This is a genomic window from Desulfoscipio gibsoniae DSM 7213 (genome assembly GCF_000233715.2).
Taxonomy (GTDB): domain Bacteria; phylum Bacillota; class Desulfotomaculia; order Desulfotomaculales; family Desulfallaceae; genus Sporotomaculum; species Sporotomaculum gibsoniae.
Window position 1 is genome coordinate 2,722,495 of sequence record NC_021184.1, and the last position, 16,288, is coordinate 2,738,782.

Annotated in this window: 11 protein-coding genes and 1 other RNA gene; 2 read left to right on the plus strand and 10 right to left on the minus strand. The window is 49.8% G+C overall.

The features are described 5' to 3' along the window. Nucleotides 1–4: 4 nt before the first annotated feature. Entirely contained in the window at nt 5–334 is a 330-nt protein-coding gene (gene trxA / locus DESGI_RS12850) for a thioredoxin (protein ID WP_006521822.1), read from the minus strand. 376 nt (nt 335–710) lie between these two features. On the opposite strand from trxA, the gene DESGI_RS12855 reads away from it, so the two are divergent. Further along, complete coding sequence (locus tag DESGI_RS12855) at nt 711–2,447, plus strand: IS1634 family transposase (RefSeq protein WP_015617975.1); 1,737 nt, start codon at nt 711–713, stop codon at nt 2,445–2,447. 131 nt (nt 2,448–2,578) lie between these two features. Here the strand turns inward: DESGI_RS12855 and DESGI_RS12860 are convergent, their stop codons facing one another. The 4 genes from DESGI_RS12860 to hisS form a co-directional block, all read right to left on the minus strand. Beyond that, on the minus strand, nt 2,579–3,370 hold the full coding sequence (locus DESGI_RS12860) for a tRNA threonylcarbamoyladenosine dehydratase (protein WP_006521826.1): 792 nt from the start codon (nt 3,368–3,370) through the stop codon (nt 2,579–2,581). Nucleotides 3,371–3,585: 215 nt separating this feature from the next. Further along, nucleotides 3,586–3,768: non-coding RNA, 6S RNA (gene ssrS, locus DESGI_RS23855), on the minus strand. 119 nt (nt 3,769–3,887) lie between these two features. Continuing rightward, complete coding sequence (aspS, locus tag DESGI_RS12865) at nt 3,888–5,687, minus strand: aspartate--tRNA ligase (RefSeq protein WP_006521827.1); 1,800 nt, start codon at nt 5,685–5,687, stop codon at nt 3,888–3,890. A gap of 253 nt (nt 5,688–5,940) precedes the next feature. Beyond that, nucleotides 5,941–7,191, minus strand: a complete 1,251-nt coding sequence (gene hisS, locus DESGI_RS12870) for a histidine--tRNA ligase (protein ID WP_006521828.1) — start codon at nt 7,189–7,191, stop codon at nt 5,941–5,943. A gap of 319 nt (nt 7,192–7,510) precedes the next feature. On the opposite strand from hisS, the gene DESGI_RS12875 reads away from it, so the two are divergent. Beyond that, the gene (locus DESGI_RS12875) at nt 7,511–7,717 is read left to right on the plus strand and encodes a DUF896 domain-containing protein (RefSeq protein WP_006521829.1); all 207 of its coding nucleotides are present in this window, start codon (nt 7,511–7,513) and stop codon (nt 7,715–7,717) included. Between the two features lie 17 nt (nt 7,718–7,734). Here the strand turns inward: DESGI_RS12875 and DESGI_RS12880 are convergent, their stop codons facing one another. The 5 genes from DESGI_RS12880 to recJ form a co-directional block, all read right to left on the minus strand. Further along, entirely contained in the window at nt 7,735–9,426 is a 1,692-nt protein-coding gene (locus DESGI_RS12880) for an AMP-binding protein (protein WP_006521830.1), read from the minus strand. 363 nt (nt 9,427–9,789) lie between these two features. Then, nucleotides 9,790–10,407 (minus strand): MBL fold metallo-hydrolase, encoded by a 618-nt coding sequence (locus DESGI_RS12885; protein ID WP_006521831.1) that lies wholly within the window; start codon nt 10,405–10,407, stop codon nt 9,790–9,792. Between the two features lie 166 nt (nt 10,408–10,573). Continuing rightward, nucleotides 10,574–11,188 carry an MBL fold metallo-hydrolase gene (locus tag DESGI_RS12890; RefSeq protein ID WP_006521832.1) on the minus strand — a complete coding sequence of 205 codons (615 nt, stop codon included), beginning with the start codon at nt 11,186–11,188 and terminating at the stop codon, nt 10,574–10,576. A gap of 153 nt (nt 11,189–11,341) precedes the next feature. Then, nucleotides 11,342–13,519: a RelA/SpoT family protein gene (locus DESGI_RS12895; RefSeq protein ID WP_006521833.1), complete on the minus strand. Its 2,178-nt coding sequence runs from the start codon at nt 13,517–13,519 to the stop codon at nt 11,342–11,344. A gap of 3 nt (nt 13,520–13,522) precedes the next feature. Continuing rightward, nucleotides 13,523–16,273 (minus strand): single-stranded-DNA-specific exonuclease RecJ, encoded by a 2,751-nt coding sequence (recJ, locus tag DESGI_RS12900; protein WP_006521834.1) that lies wholly within the window; start codon nt 16,271–16,273, stop codon nt 13,523–13,525. Nucleotides 16,274–16,288: the final 15 nt, after the last annotated feature.

The following is a 16,288-nucleotide window of genomic DNA, read 5'->3' on the forward strand; positions in this document are numbered from 1 at the left end:
TTAATTATATATGCTTGTCAAGTATGGCCTGTAATTCCTTTTTGGTCCTAAATCCTACAATTCTTTCCACTTCGTTACCACCCTTAAATACTATTAAAGTGGGTATACTTACCACGCTATAGCTGGAGGGAATGGACTTGCTTTCATCAACATTTAACTTGGCTATCTGGACCTTGCCCTCATATTCAGCCGCTATTTCCTCAACTACAGGGGCGATCATTTTACAAGGCCCGCACCACTCGGCCCAAAAATCCACCAGCACAGGTGTTTCAGCATTATTAACAAAGTCCCTGAAATTAGCCTCCCCTAGAATGCTAATTTTTTCACTGGCCACTGGCATCTCTCCTTTAACTTTATTATCTGTATCTTTAATTTTCGACCACCAAGCATATCAGTATTATATGTAAATCTTTACTTTATATATGCTAACATGTCCATATAAAATATAATATCTGTCCGGTGAAAAAATGTCAATTCAAACAACGGGAAAAACATCCAAACCCAGCAATTTGTCGGTAACAAAAGCAGCCATAATCAACCCGTTAGTTTAACAGCCTAGTTAACTAGAGAAAACCCGAACACCCTTGCGACATAAGGCCGCAAGGGTTTTTTTTATTTTAAATTTTATTCATTTTTATGTGGCATAATTTGGCACAATATGTTATAATAGAGACATGGTCTGGCTATGCAGATATGGGAGGTTTCTTGTTATGTATCTCAAAAAAACGTATCGAAAAGAATCAGGCAGAACCTATCTTGTTATCGCCCAAAAATACAGAAACCCCGTAACCAATATTTCAACTGATCGAACCATAAAGTCCCTGGGTTACTTGGATGAGCTGGAAAAGGAATATGACGATCCCATCGCTCATTTCAAAGAAGTCGCCCGCAAGATGACGGAGGAAGAAAACAAAAAGAAAAAGCTGACACTGACCATCAACATGGATGAACAGCTCGTCCAAGGGGCTGATGACAGGAAAAATTTTGGTTATGTCGCAATCTTAAAGATCTACCATGAACTCGGACTGCATCGCTTCTTCAATAACCGAGCACGTAATGAAAGTTTCAAGTTTAACACTAACTCCATCATGATGTTGCTTGTCGTCTCCAGACTACTATCGCCCGGTTCCAAGAAGAAGGCGTTCGAAGAACGGCGCCGTTATTTTGAGCGCTTTAATTTTTCGCTTGCGGATGTGTACCGTGCCCTTTCGCATTTTGCAAAGATCGCCAAGGAATTCCAACGGTATCTGCACGGGCAGATCGCAGAGAAATACGGGAGCAACACAAAGACGATCTACTATGATGTCACGAATTTCTACTTTGAGGTCGACGAGGCGGATGAGTTACGTAAATACGGCAGGTCGAAAGAGCATCGCCACGACCCGGTCGTCCAAATGGGACTTGCGATGGACGCAGACGGAATTCCGCTGCATTATGAACTTTTTCCCGGAAACAAGCTGGATAAAGAAACATTCCGCTCCGTCATCGGCGAAGTCAGGAAGAATTATGGCACAGGCAGGATCGTGGTGGTCGCCGACATGGGGATCATCACAGGCGACAACATTTATTACCTGACCGGCGGAAAGAACAGTAATGGATATGTGTTTAGTTTTTCTGTCCGCGGCGGCACGGACGCTTTTAAAAATTATGTGCTTGATAACGAGGGTTATGTCGGAACTGACGGCAAGCCGGCCGGCGAGGATGCCGAATTCAAAATAAAGAGCAGGAGAATTGCGCGGGACATTAATGTAACCATGAAAAGCGGCAAGACGGCAAAGAAGACTGTGTATGAAAAGCAAGTTGTGTTCTGGGCAAAGAAGTACGCGGACAAAGCAAGGGCGGAGCGGGAAGAGGTTGTGAAAAAGGCATTGGATCTTGTGGCGGATCCAAAGAAGTATAACAAAGCCATAACCTACGGCGCGGCCAAGTACGTCAAACATCTGGAATTCGATAAGGAGACGGGTGAAGTCCTTGAAGGTAAGCAACGTCCATACTTTGATTCTGATAAACTTGCGCAAGAGGAAATGTACGATGGTTATTATGCAATCGTCACCAGTGAACTGCATATGTCCGATGGGGAGATTATTGATACATACCGTGGGCTGTGGGAGATTGAGGAAACCTTCAGGGTCACGAAGGGTACGCTTGAGGCGCGCCCGGTATACGTCTCTCGGGAAGACCGCATCGGTGCGCACTTCCTCACCTGTTTCATTGCTCTCATTATCTTACGGCTTATTCAGAAGAAAACGGAACGGCGTTTCTCGGCGGAAAGGATTGTTGAGTGCCTAAACAGAATCGCCTGCTCCAATGAGCAGGATAACCTCTACATGTTCGATTACCGAAGCGAGATCTCCGATGCCATCGGTAACGCTCTCGGCATTGATTTTACGAAAAAAAGACTTAGACTTAGTGATATAAAAAATATTTTAGCTAACAGTAAAAAATGAAGTATCCCCTACATATTTCTGAAAATATATGAATGCCGCAACCCCTTTATTTATATGGGTTGCGGCCTATTTTTACCCTCTTATGCTGTCAAAGTCAGGATATAATATCTGTCCGGTGAAAAAATGTCAATTCAAACAACGGGAAAAACATCCAAACCCAGCAATTTGTCGGTAACAAAAGCAGCCATAATCAACCCCGCCACCGAAGGTACATAAGCAATACTGCCTGGAGGGCCGGATATGCAAAATCCGTGAGCTGCCGGCACGGAAGAACCCGTGGCCGGGGTATACCGGGTTGATACAGTATGCGCGTTGGTATCCGCAAGCGGGCTAATAGGGCGGGCCGTGGAATAAACCACTGGCACATCAGCAGTAATCCCGATGGCCCGTAATTTTTTACGCATTACCCTGGCCAGCGGGCAAACTGATGTTTTCCATATGCTGTCAATTTTAAATGAAGTGGGGTCTAATTTATTACCTGCCCCCATGGCGGAAATCACCGGCATATTTCGCTTAACACAGCCGGCAATTAAAGCCGCCTTGTTGTCCACGTCGTCTATAGTGTCTACTACAAAGTCAAGATCCCGGTTATCCAGCATATCGGCGGTGAGCTCAGGAGTAAATTTTTGCTGCCGGGTTTGTATCTGTAAGGCAGGATTTACTTGAAGCAGGCGCTCTTTCATCACTTGCGTTTTGGGTAGGCCCACGGTATCGGACAGCGCGTGCAGCTGGCGATTAATATTGGTAATATCCACTGTATCATGGTCCACCAGAAAAAGGGACCCCACCCCGGAACGGGCCAGTGCCTCCGCTGTAAAGGAACCCACGCCGCCAAGGCCGAATACCGCCACTTTACAGGCAGCCAATTTTTCAAGACCCGTGCTGCCAATCAGCAGCTCCGTCCTGGCAAATCTATGCGACACTTTAACACCTCTTTACTGCTAACTTTAATGCTAACTAAGCATCTGCACTCTGCATCGTGATGGAGACAGGTAATACCAAAAAAATACCCAAGGAGCTAAGGCTAACCATGCCCCGGGACTAATTACAAATATATCCCCGGCCAGTAAATAATGAAAAGTTTCCAGAAGTCAATTGCTGATAGCAACTGCCCGCTGGAAACCATTTTATAAAACCGCATAACCCCATAGTGCCGACAATCCCCAAAGTTTTACTGAACCTGTTCTCACAGGTGGGTGCCCTCCTGCATGATTCACGTTTCCTCTATGTAGAGTCTTACAATCCACATCCAGAGGCCGGGCTCCCTTTACATTGGTGTTGGCTCAAAACTTCAGGCTGATCTCGCACACCACAGGGTGTATTTCTTAAATTATGTTAACTCAATGTTAACATAAAGTGTGGCTTTATAGCAAGTGTAACGACTTATTTAACGCTGGGATTATTTATTAGTCAAAATTAACTTTTTTATGCATAATCAGGTTATTTCTTATCGGCTGCCTTTTTTACCGCACTTTTTATATGCAGTTCTCTAAGTTGACGTTCATCCACCGCTCCAGGAGCCATGGTCATTAAATCAGTGGCACTTTGGGTCTTGGGGAATGGTATCACATCACGGATAGTCTTTTTACCGGTCAGCAGCATGATCAGACGGTCAAACCCGAAGGCAATGCCCCCGTGGGGCGGAGTACCATACTCGAAGGCCTCCAGCATATAGAAGAACTTTTCTTGGGCCTCTTCCTTGGTAAGGCCGATGGCATCAAACATTATTTCCTGCACATCCCGGCGGTGAATCCTAATGCTGCCTCCCCCTATTTCAATACCGTTTAAAACCATATCGTAAGCCCGCGCCCGCACCCGGCCCGGATCGCTCTGCAATAAAGGTAAGTCTTCCTCCCGAGGTGAGGTAAACGGGTGGTGCATGGCCACCCAGCGCTTCTCTTCGTCGTCATACTCCAGCAGGGGGAAATCGGTGACCCATAAAAAGTTAAACTTATCCCGGGGAATGATATCAAGCCGCTCGGCCAGGTGGAGACGGAGCGCCCCCAGAGAAGCTGCCACCACATTTGGTTGGTCAGCTACAAACAACAACAGGTCACCTTCTTGGGCGTTAAACCGGTCTAAAATAGTGGCAATTTCTCGCTCATTGAAGAATTTGGCGATCGGAGACTTTACCCCATCGGCGGTGACAATGAAATAAGCCAAACCGCGAGCCTGGTAAATTGCTGCAAACTTGGTAAGGTCGTCGATATCCTTGCGGCTGTACCCGCCGCAACCGGCGGCGTTAATGCCGCGCACCTGCCCGCTGCCTTCCACCGCTGAGGTGAACACCTTGAATCCACAGCCCGCGGCAATATCCGTGATGTCCACTAATTCCATGCCAAACCTGGTGTCGGGCTTGTCCGAGCCAAAGCGGTCCATGGCCTCCTGGTAGGTCAGGCGTGTAAAGGGCGTAGCTACATCAAGTCCTACCATTTCCCGGCACAGCCTGGCGATCATTTCTTCCATCAGTGAAAGTACATCTTCAACATCAACAAAGGACATTTCCAGGTCTATCTGGGTGAACTCGGGCTGCCGGTCGGCCCGCAAATCCTCATCCCTAAAGCAGCGTACAATTTGAAAATATCTGTCCATGCCCGATACCATTAAAATTTGTTTAAACAACTGGGGTGACTGGGGCAGGGCATAAAAACGACCCGGGTTCAAGCGGCTGGGCACCAAAAAGTCTCTGGCCCCCTCGGGGGTGCTGCGAGTCAACATGGGTGTTTCAATTTCCCAAAAGCCATGTTCGTCAAGGAAGTCACGCACCGCCTTGGCGGCCCGGTGACGCATCAGCAATGCCTGCTGCATTTCCGGCCGGCGCAGGTCCAGGTAGCGATAGCGCAGGCGCAGGTTTTCGTCTACCTCCACCCCGTCTTCAATATAAAAGGGCGGTGTTTTAGCCCGGTTTAATACGCGCATTTCATCCACCAGCACTTCAATTTCCCCGGTGGCCAAATTTAGGTTCACCGTCCCCTCGGGCCTTATGGATACCCGCCCGGTTATCGCCAGCACATATTCACTGCGTACACCCTCGGCCTTTTCAAAGGACGTGCTGTTGATATCGGGGCTGAAGACTACCTGCACCAGCCCGGTGCGGTCGCGCAAATCAACAAAAATTAGGCCGCCATGGTCACGGCGGGTATTAACCCAACCCATTAGAGTAACCGCCCTGCCGTTGTCGCCGGCGGCTAATTCCCCGCAATAATGGCTGCGTTTCATCCCCTGTAAAGATTCTGACATTAATGCAAAAACCTCCCTGCCATAATACCGGTGTCTGTTTTTTTGCTGTTATTAGCCACTTTTATGCCACCGGCAGTAATAAATCATATCTCGTTTAAAGTTTAATAAGTTTCTAATAAGCAATCTCTGTAACCAAGGAACACCTTTTGCTGTAATCATGGTCTAAATCCAGACAACAAACATGCCCATTAGGTAAACCACGGTATTACCGGGCCAACATAATTACCATCCCCGGCAAAATAAGCGAAACTGGTTATTTTAGTGCACTGATAATCTGGTCAGCAGGGATATCTCGCTGGCTGCCCGCGGTCATATCCCGCAGCACAACGCTGCCCTTTTGCAGTTCATCCTCGCCGATAATAACAGTATAGCGCACACCCAGCTTACCAGCGTATTTCATCTGGGCTTTGAGACTGCGTCCCTGGTAGTCCATATCAGCAGCTATACCGGCGGCCCGCAACCGGGCCAGCAAAGAGAAACTTTCCCGAACCGCCCGGTCCCCTACGGCTACTAAAAATACCACCGGGCCGGCCTGTATGTCCGGCAGTTTTCCGCGGCTTTCCAGAGCCAGCAAAATCCTTTCCAGCCCCAGTGCAAAACCGATACCCGGGGTGGGCGGCCCACCGCACGCTTCAATTAAACCGTTATAGCGCCCGCCCCCACCAACGGAACTTTGTGCACCAATATCGGGAGCCATTATTTCAAAGGCGGTGTGGGTATAATAGTCTAAGCCGCGCACCAGCCTCTTATCCAGCACATAGGGTATACCTAGATCCTGCATATACTGCTGCACTTGGTCAAAATGAGCCCGGCATTCCAGGCACAGGCAGTCCGTTGTGGTGGGTGCCTCCCGGGCCAGCTCGGTGCAGCGATTTGATTTACAATCCAGTATCCGTAATGGATTTCTTGCATATCTGTTTTGACAGTTGGCACACAATTCACCCAGCACGGGCTGGAAAAACTGCTGCAGCTTTTCCCGTACTACATTACGGCACTCGGGGCAGCCCAAACTGTTTATGTGCAGCTCCAAATCATTTAGCCCCAACCGGCCATAAAAATCCATGGCCAGAGCCATTACTTCGGCATCCACCGCGGGCTGCTGTGCCCCAAACACCTCTATCCCGAACTGGTGAAACTGCCGGTAGCGCCCGGCCTGGGGACGGTCGTATCTGAACATGGGCCCTATGTAATAGGCTTTTACTGGCTGGGGCCCGGCGTACAGCTTATTTTCCAGGTAGGCCCGCACCACGGATGCTGTTCCCTCAGGGCGCAGGGTAATGCTCCGCTCGCCCCGGTCCTGGAAGGTATACATTTCTTTTTCCACTATATCGGTGTTTTCCCCCACCCCGCGCACAAATAATTCCGTATGCTCAAAAATAGGGGTGCGGATTTCCCGGTAACCGTACTCCCGACACACCCGGGCCGCCACATTCTCTATGTAGTGCCAATTTTCAACCTGACCCGGGAGAATATCAGCGGTCCCCCGCGGCCGTGTAGTCAACATACTGATATTTCCTCCTTCATATTTAACAACAGAAAACTCCCGCAACCGGTAACCGGAAACGGGAGGGCAAAGCAGTAGTCTGCTATGCATACCTGAATCCAATTTTATGTAAAATCTCGAGTTTTGTCAACCTGCGCCATTATTGCACAAAGCTATTCCACAGGTTTTAATAATAGGCTTAGGCAAGCTTATAATATCAAAAGGCGGCTAAATATATAGAAGTTTATGCAATATTGGTTATTGGCGTGGTATTTTCCACCCAACCGGCCTGCTGGCGATTACAAGGCTAAAATGATATAATCAAACAGAGGTGATAACCATGGAACTAGTAGAAAGAATTAATTATTTGGCCCGCAAACAGCGTTATGAAGGATTGACCGATGAAGAAAAAGATGAGCAGCAAAAGCTACGCAGGCAATATCTGGACGGCATCCGCAAGCAGATTGTGGACGCCATGGAAGGTGCCGGGTATACAAAAAAACATGACACCCTGTGCGAATGCCATGAATGCAAGTCACGTCAATAATTTTTGAGCTGAGATAATTAACCACCCAGCTCCAGTACCCAACCCCTTAACGCTTTACGATCTACCTGGCCATCCGGTGTTTTAGGGATGGTTTCCTTAACCGCAAACTCCCTGGGAGCAGCGTGGGCCGCCAGGCCGTTCTTCACATAATTGCGCAGCTCTTCGCCCAATTGTTCCGACCACTGGTAGCCTGGTTGCAGCACAATATAGGCCTTGATAATTTCACCCCTTATTTTGTCCGGTTTACCTGCTACGCCGGCATCCTGAACAGCCGGGTGCTCCCGTAGCTTCTCCTCCACTTCCCACGGGCCGACCCGCTCGCCTGCTGTATTGATCACCCCATCAACCCGGCCCTGGAAGTAAAAATAGCCATCCTCATCCATGTACGCAGCATCCCCGGAGATAAACCAGGGGTCCAGCTTAAAGTAGGCCTCGTATTTCTCCCGTTCCCCCCACACATCCCGGGCCATGGCGGGCCAGCCCCGCTGCACGGCCAGGTTGCCCACACGGTAAGGCGGCAGCTCGTTGCCGGCATCGTCCACCACGGCAGCCTTGATGCCGGGCACGGGCCGGCCAATGGAACCCAGCTTGATATCCAGGCAGCGCAGGTTGCATATCATGTTCATCCCTGTCTCGCTCATCCACCAGGTATCATAAACCGGAATGCCAAAGGTGTCCATGCACCACTGCATGACATCGGCAGTAAGCGGCTCACCCACGCTGAGCAAGTGCCGCACGCTGCCCAGGTCGTACTGTCCATAAACTTGCGGCCCTGCGGCGATAATCATGCGCCAGGCGGTGGGCGCACTGTACCACACGCTCACTTTATATTTTTCCAGTACCCGGCACCAACTGGCCGCATCAAAGCGCCCCCCCTTAACCAGCACCGGCACACCGTGCAGCCAGGGCGCCAAAAATCCATAGGCAATACCAGTAATCCAGCCCGGGTCGGCAGTACACCAGTAAACGTCCCCTTCCTTTAAATCATGCACCCAGGCAGCAGTGTTCCACAAGCCCAGCATGATATCGTGCACATGTACAAGCCCCTTGGGGCGCCCGTCTGCACCGGCGGCATATAGTATAAACAGGGGATCCTCCCTGGTTAACCAGCAGCAATGTGCCACGGATGAGGCAGCGGCCACTTCACTGTGCCAGTCCAAAACGTTGTCGATGTCTGACGCCATGCCACCGGTGATAAATACTGTGTTTAACCTGGGTAAATTTTGCCGCGGCACCCGGGGCAATAAATCAGTAATGGTCACCAGAGCCCGGGCACCGCTGCTCTGCAGCCGCTCCCGCACGGCGTCCTCCATGAATGCCTCGAAAAGAGGCACTACTATAATCCCTTTCTTGGCCGCCCCCAAAAAGCTGATATACAGCTCCGGGCTGCGGGGTAGAAACAAAGCCAGACGGTCGCCCCGCTGCAGGCCTCGTTTGTCCAGGGTATTGGCAAACCGGTTAACAATTTCGTTCAATTGATTAAAGGTATAACTCTCCTGCCGGTCATCAGCGTCGAAATAAAGCGCCACCCGGTCCCCCAGCCCGCGGGCAATATTATCATCCAGCACCCGGTGCGCAATATTGACCCCGGCAGCGTCCCCGTAAAAATCCCGGGCCAGTTCCGTAAAACTGAATGTACTGTAAGTTTCTTTATAGTTCCGCAAATTATGGTCGCCGGGCAGGGCGCCTATTACCTTTATTTCACTCATTTCTCTCACCTCTCATGTATTAAGTACTATAATAAGGGGCAATATTCCTGCAATTGTGAATTTTCCACCCAACATAGATTTTATTTAATGAGAAAAAAGCTTCGCTGGTTACTGCTATTTTCAGCGTAATCGCACTGCCCCGCGGCATGGGGTTTGCTGAGGAAATGATTGCCGATCCTTGGTAGTTAAGGAACACTGTGATTAAAAAAAATCCATTTTCGTGAGTGAGTGTGACTAAATGATCATGGATGCCGGAAAGAAAAACCCGGGCTTTCTGACGGAATGGCAATACCGGCAGATAGATTCCGGGTATCTCTGCTGTTTATTAAGAAAGCCGGGTTTACACCTGATTTGCGCCTGAATTTAGAGAAAGGGATTGTGTCTTTTCTCAGCACCAATGGTGGAGGCAGGGCCGTGACCAGGGTAAACTCTGGTATCATCGGGGAAGACCAGCAATTTAGTTTTAATGGAATTGATCAATACGTTGTGATCGCCTCCGGGGAAGTCGGAACGCCCCACAGAGCCCTGGAACAGGGTATCCCCCGTAATTAAAATATTTCCCACTTTCAAAGAAATGCCGCCCGGGGTATGGCCGGGGGTATGAATAACTTCGATGGTCACCTCGCCCACTTGTATTTTGTCCCCTTCCTCCAACAAACGTTCAGCTGCCTTAAACTTTAGCAGCGAACCCATATACATGGATAGGTTTTGTCCAGGGCTGGTGAGCATGCCGGCATCCTGCGCGTGAATGAGTACTTCAGCACCGGTAGCTTCGCGCACCTCTTTCAGCGCCGATATGTGGTCCACATGACCGTGGGTGAGAATAATATATTTGCATTTAATCCCCAGTGCTTTCAGCCGCTTTAAAATGCGATCGCCCTCGGCACCGGGATCCACCACTGCTCCTACTCCGGTTTTATCGCAGCCGATTATGTAACAATTGGCTTCAATGGGGCCAACCCCGAATCCTTCAAAGATCAAAATAGCAACCTCCTGTTAAAATTTTTTTGCAATAAGGATTTTAAATCAATTAAGTCAATGGAGATAATATCACCGCAACCAATGCACAGCCGAACATTAAAAATTTGGGGAACCTGAAACAACCAGCTGTATTTATTTATATAACATTACCGTCTTTACTTATCCATTAAAGAAACGGGTTATATCTTTTCTCAGCGCCAATGGTGGAAGCAGGGCCATGTCCGGGATAAATCTCAGTCTCATCGGCAAAACCCAACAGTTTGGTTTTTATGGAATTAATCAATACCTGGTGGTTGCCCCCGGGCAGATCGGAACGCCCCACTGAACAAGCAAAAAGAGTGTCCCCGGTAATTAATATATCTCCCGCCTTGAGGCATATACCACCCGGGGTGTGGCCGGGCGTGTGCAGTACCTCCAAGGTAATATTGCCCACCTGTATTTTATCACCATCCTCCAGCAGCCGGTCAACCCCCGGAAATTTTAGGGAACGGACGGGCAAAAATGAATATCGCGACGGGTTGGTCAGCCTTTGCATATCACCGGCGTGCATGAGCACCTTGGCACCGGTGGCCGCATGTACTTCATCCAGTGCGCCAATATGATCAATATGGCCATGGGTGAGAATTATGTATTTACACTTTAATTGCAGACTGTCCAGCTTGTTGAGGATAATTTCGCCCTCGTCTCCGGGATCCACCACTGCTCCTATCCCGGTTTCAGGACAACCGATGATGTAACAATTGGTAGCTAGTGAACCCACTTCCAGTCGGTAAAAAATCAAAGATATCCCTCCGATTATAAAATTTAATTAAGGCAATTATCCGTTTATACCAACAATTTAGTTTTTTATAAAAGTTTGAGCCTGATTATCCACGTACTGCTGCTCGATATTGCTATTTTTGGATTTTTGTATTTGTGGATTGTTTATAAAAGTTTAAGCCTGACCCCGGCGATTGACGCTGTATACGTCCTGGACGCGGCTGAACCGGTTGATGATGTAATCCAGCTGGTCCATGTTTCTCATCTCCAGTATCATCTCCACCACCCCGGTATTGTCCTTACGCCCCCGGGCGGTTACCCAGTTGGCGCTCATTTTCAACTCCATCAGCACCGACATAATATCGCTGAGCAGCCCGGCCCGGTCCGCGCCCACGATTTCCAAGCGCACCTGGAAGGGGGAGTGAAAATCTTTGTCCCAGGCCACTTCCACCAGGCGGTCGGGTTCATTAAGCAGTGACTCGACATTGGAACAATCTTCCCTGTGAATGGAAACCCCCCTGCCGCGGGTAATATAGCCCACAATATCATCACCGGGCACCGGATTGCAGCAGTGGGCCAGCCTGATCAAAAGGTTATCCACACCCCGCACCCGGATGCCCTGGGTGGGCTTGCCCCAGGAGGGCAGGGGGCGGGATTCCGATTGCTGCAGCAGCACCCTGATTCCCTCGCTGACCAGGGCCTGTTTGCCTTCTCGAACCACTTCCTCCCGCAGCTTATTTACGAGGCTGGAAGCAGAGACAGTACCATCGCCCACAGCAGCGTAGACATCGTCCAAACTGATTAAATTCATTTTTTGGCCATATTCAGTAAGCTTATCGCTTTTTATGGCATCGGGCTCGAGGCCGTGTTTTTTAATTTCCCTCTCCAGCAGTTCCCGGCCTCTATTTATATTGTCTTCCCGCTGTTCCTTTTTAAACCATTGCCTGATCTTTGTTTTAGCCTGGGATGTTTTGACTATTTTCAACCAATCACGGCTGGGACCGTGGCTTTGCTTGGAAGTCAGCACCTCCACCCGGTCACCATTCTTCAGGGTATAATCCAGGGGAACTATTTTGTTGTTCACCTTGGCCCCCACGCAATTGTGTCCCACCTGGGTATGCACTCGGTAGGCAAAGTCCAGCGGCGTAGAGCCGGCGGGAAATTCCATCACATCGCCTTTGGGGGTAAATACAAACACCACATCGGCAAAAAGATCTATTTTCAAGCTTTCCATGAATTCACGGGCATCTTTGAGATCCTTTTGCCAGTCCAGAATCTGCCGCAACCAGCTAAGTTTGCGGTCAAAATCACCGTCCTTGCCCCCGCCTTCCTTGTAACGCCAGTGGGCGGCAATGCCATACTCCGAAGTACGGTGCATCTCCCAGGTTCTGATTTGTATTTCCAGGGGGTCGCCCTGGGGACTAACCACAGTGGTATGAAGTGACTGGTACATGTTGGATTTGGGCATGGCTATATAATCCTTAAACCGGCCGGGGATAGGCACCCATAAGGTATGCACGGTACCCAAAACGGCATAACAATCCCGCACCGAATCCACCAGCACCCTGACCGCCATCACATCGTAAATCTGGTTAAACTCCAGCTGCTGCTTTTGCATTTTCATATAGATACTGTAAAGGTTTTTGGGCCGACCCTGTATTTCCGCGTTTATTTTTACTTCCATCATTTTTTTGTGCAGAACGGATATAATGGAACGTATATACTCCTCCCGTTTTTCACGGGTGCGGGCGACCAGATCAGCCAGCTCATAATATTTTTCCGGGTTGCTGAAGCGCAGGGCCAGGTCTTCCAGCTCCCACTTCAACCTGTAAATACCCAGGCGGTGAGCCAAAGGTGCAAATATCTCCAACGTCTCCAGCGCTATTTCCCGCTGCTTGTGTTCCAGGTGGTATTGCAGCGTACGCATGTTATGCAGCCGGTCGGCCAGTTTTATCAGCACCACCCGGATATCCCGCGCCATGGCCAGAAACATTTTACGCAGGTTTTCCACCTGACGCTCTTCCTTGGAGCGATATTCCAGGCGGCTTAACTTGGTTACCCCGTCCACCAGCTGGGCTACTTCCCGGCCAAAGTACTTCTCTATATCCTCCAGGGTGGTGCCGGTATCTTCCACCGTATCATGCAGCAGGCCGGCTACCAATGTATCCATATCCATTTCCAGGTCGGTCAAAATGGTGGTAATAGCTACCGGGTGAGTGATATACGGCTCCCCGGAATTGCGCTTTTGCCCGGCATGTGCCTCGTTCGCAAAAGCAAAGGCCCGCTTGAGAAGCTGCAGGTCAGCATCGGGATTGTATAAAATTACTTTTTGAATTATATCTTCCAGAGACATAACTTACGCCCCATTTGTTTTTACGTTAAGGTTTATCCAGTTAAGCACGTTTGATTTTATATTATGAGCCCAGTTAAAGGTAGTTGACGCAGTCAAATCCATTTTTTTACCTTTAAAAGGCAATATTTTATACTCTAGCATATCCTCTTGCCAGTAAAATTGCAATAAATTCAGATCGGCAAATACCGCCACAGCCACAATTAATGATATGCACGAATGCATATTGTAGCCCGCCCCGGCCATCCGCTCCAGCAACATGGCTTTATTACACGTTCCTGAACCACCGGGGGCCAAAGAATGCAGCAGAGCATAATAATGGGCCAATACATCCCTTTCAGGTGCCAATTCTTCCAGGTGTCCGCGATTTTCCTCCCAGTCCTCATCGTCATAAAGAAACTCCACACTGGCCGATGCCCGTGCGCCGTATAATGCTTTAAGCCGCTGCCAGTCAGCCTCCGTGACCGGAGGGCGCACCAGCAAAACTCTGTCCAAGGGGACTTTTACCGCCCCCTCCCCGAGACAGGCCGGTGTAATTACGGCCAATTTGATAATTTTATTATTTATTTGAGTGAACTGGTTATTTATATAATCCCGTGTCATAAAACCGTGCAAATAGGTTGAGGAACCGGCAAATTGAGCGTTGCGGTCCTTGATATATTGATACAGCTGCAGCGCGTGATAAGCACAGTTGTCTACCAGCAGTATACAGCCATCAGATGGGCTCAGGCCGGCCAGTCTTTTTTTCCTCACGGCGCCCGGCGGTATTGGATATTGATTCAATGGGTGTGCATAAGCACCCTGGTCACCGGCCATGGAAATATGTACTGCCGCATCATTGGGCACGCCGGCCATGTATTCTTCCAGCCACTGTTCCGCAGTACCTGACAATAAAGTATGCATTTCAGGTGGCAGCGGGTAACCCCGGCTGCTTAAAAATTGCCGCAGCAGACCGGCAATGGATTCAGGAACCCCCAAAAGGTCGCCGGCATAGCACAAGCTATCCCCCCGTAATTGATCATCCCGCTGCCCAACGGTTTCCATAAAAGGTTCCAAATGTACATCTTGCACTTTGACCTGTAGTGTTTGGCGACCCTGCCAGGTATTAACGGCAGGCGTAAAAGCAACACTGATTTCCCTTGCGGCGGCCATTTCCTCGGCAAAACGGCCCAGGTTGAATCCGATACCATCCATGGAGACGCTACGGTCACTGAGCAGCATTTTAAGATGGGCGTTATTTTTACCGACCCCACGGCAGTTAACCAACCTGGCCTGCCGTAGGGCGAATACCGGCCCCGGATTGCCGTGCCCGTAAGGAGCCAGCTGTTCTACTTCGTTAATCAGTTGATAAGTAATATCCTGCAGCGAAACCAGGGCATCGAGTTCCATAACCGGCTCAGTATCTGCAGCACATAAATGGGCGGCGGCATAATCATTAATTTTTTCCCTGAGAGCGTCTATTTGTTCCACCGGCAGTGAAAAGCCTGCTGCCATGGCGTGCCCCCCGTAACCGGCCAGGCAATCGGTGCAATATTCCAGGGCGTTATACAAGTGAAAGCCCCTGATGCTCCGGGCCGAGCCTTTGCCCCCCCGCTCATTGTCACAGGCAATCAACAGCACGGGCTTATAAAAGCGATCCACCAGCCGTGAGGCCACTATGCCAATAACGCCCGGATGCCAGCTTTCAGACGCCAGCACCAGCACATCCCGGGCAGCCAGCTCAGGATCCGCCTCCAGCATACCCAGCGCATCTGATAAGGTTTTCGCCTCCAGGCTCTGACGTTCCTGATTGGCTTCGTTTAATAAAAGAGCCATTTCCAAAGCGGCGTTGTAGTCATCACTCAGTAACATTTCCACGGCCAAACCTGCATCGTCCAGGCGTCCTGCAGCATTGATGCGGGGTGCCAAAATAAATCCCACTTCCCAGGCTGTTATGGTATTTTCTTTAATGCCGGATGCCTGGTAGAGGGCCCTCAGGCCCGGCCTTGCGGAATTGCCCAAATGAGGCAGCCCGTGCCTGACCAGTATTCGGTTTTCACCCCGCAGCGGCACAATATCCGCAATAGTGCCCAAACAAACCAGGTCCAGGTATTCCTCCCAGGCAAAAGGATTGCCCCTGCCGGCCAGCAGCGCCTGCACCAGTTTAAAGGCCACTCCCACCCCGGCCAGGTCGCTAAAGGGATAACGGCAGTCTTTACGCTTGGGATTGATCACCGCGGCGGCCCGGGGCAGTTGGGGAGGCGGCTCATGGTGATCGGTAATAATAACAGCAGGCCCGCCACTATTGTTAGCCTCGTCTATTTCAGCTGCCGCACTGATGCCGCAATCTACGGTGAGCACAAGATCCACACCGGATTCCCGGGCCATTTGCAGCACCGGCGTATGCAACCCGTATCCTTCGTCAAGCCGGTGCGGTATGTAATAATCAACGTCACCACCCAGGCGGCGTAAAGCATGCACCAGCAGAGTGGTTCCGGTAACTCCATCTACATCATAATCACCGTAAACCAAAATTTTATCCCCCCGGTCCAGAGCACCAGAAATAATTTCCACTGCCCGGGGCAAATCGCGCATTAACTCCGGCGGGTATAATCTCTTAATTGAAACATTCAGAAATTCCCGGGCTTCCTTGACGGTATATATTCCCCGGTTAATTAAAAGCTGGGCCATCAGCGGGGAAACACCCAGCTTTTTGGCCAGCATAAATTTCAATACCGGCTCGGCTGCCTTGATTAACCATTTTTTGCGCTTTAGCATTGTTCCTCCGTCATA

Coding starts and splice junctions, on each gene's coding strand:
- DESGI_RS12855 (WP_015617975.1), top strand. CDS start 711: ATGTATCTCAAAAAAACGTATCGAAAAGAATCAGGCAGAACCTATCTT.
- aspS (WP_006521827.1), bottom strand. CDS start 5,687: ATGTCAGAATCTTTACAGGGGATGAAACGCAGCCATTATTGCGGGGAA.
- hisS (WP_006521828.1), bottom strand. CDS start 7,191: ATGTTGACTACACGGCCGCGGGGGACCGCTGATATTCTCCCGGGTCAG.
- DESGI_RS12875 (WP_006521829.1), top strand. CDS start 7,511: ATGGAACTAGTAGAAAGAATTAATTATTTGGCCCGCAAACAGCGTTAT.
- DESGI_RS12880 (WP_006521830.1), bottom strand. CDS start 9,426: ATGAGTGAAATAAAGGTAATAGGCGCCCTGCCCGGCGACCATAATTTG.
- DESGI_RS12895 (WP_006521833.1), bottom strand. CDS start 13,519: ATGTCTCTGGAAGATATAATTCAAAAAGTAATTTTATACAATCCCGAT.
- recJ (WP_006521834.1), bottom strand. CDS start 16,273: ATGCTAAAGCGCAAAAAATGGTTAATCAAGGCAGCCGAGCCGGTATTG.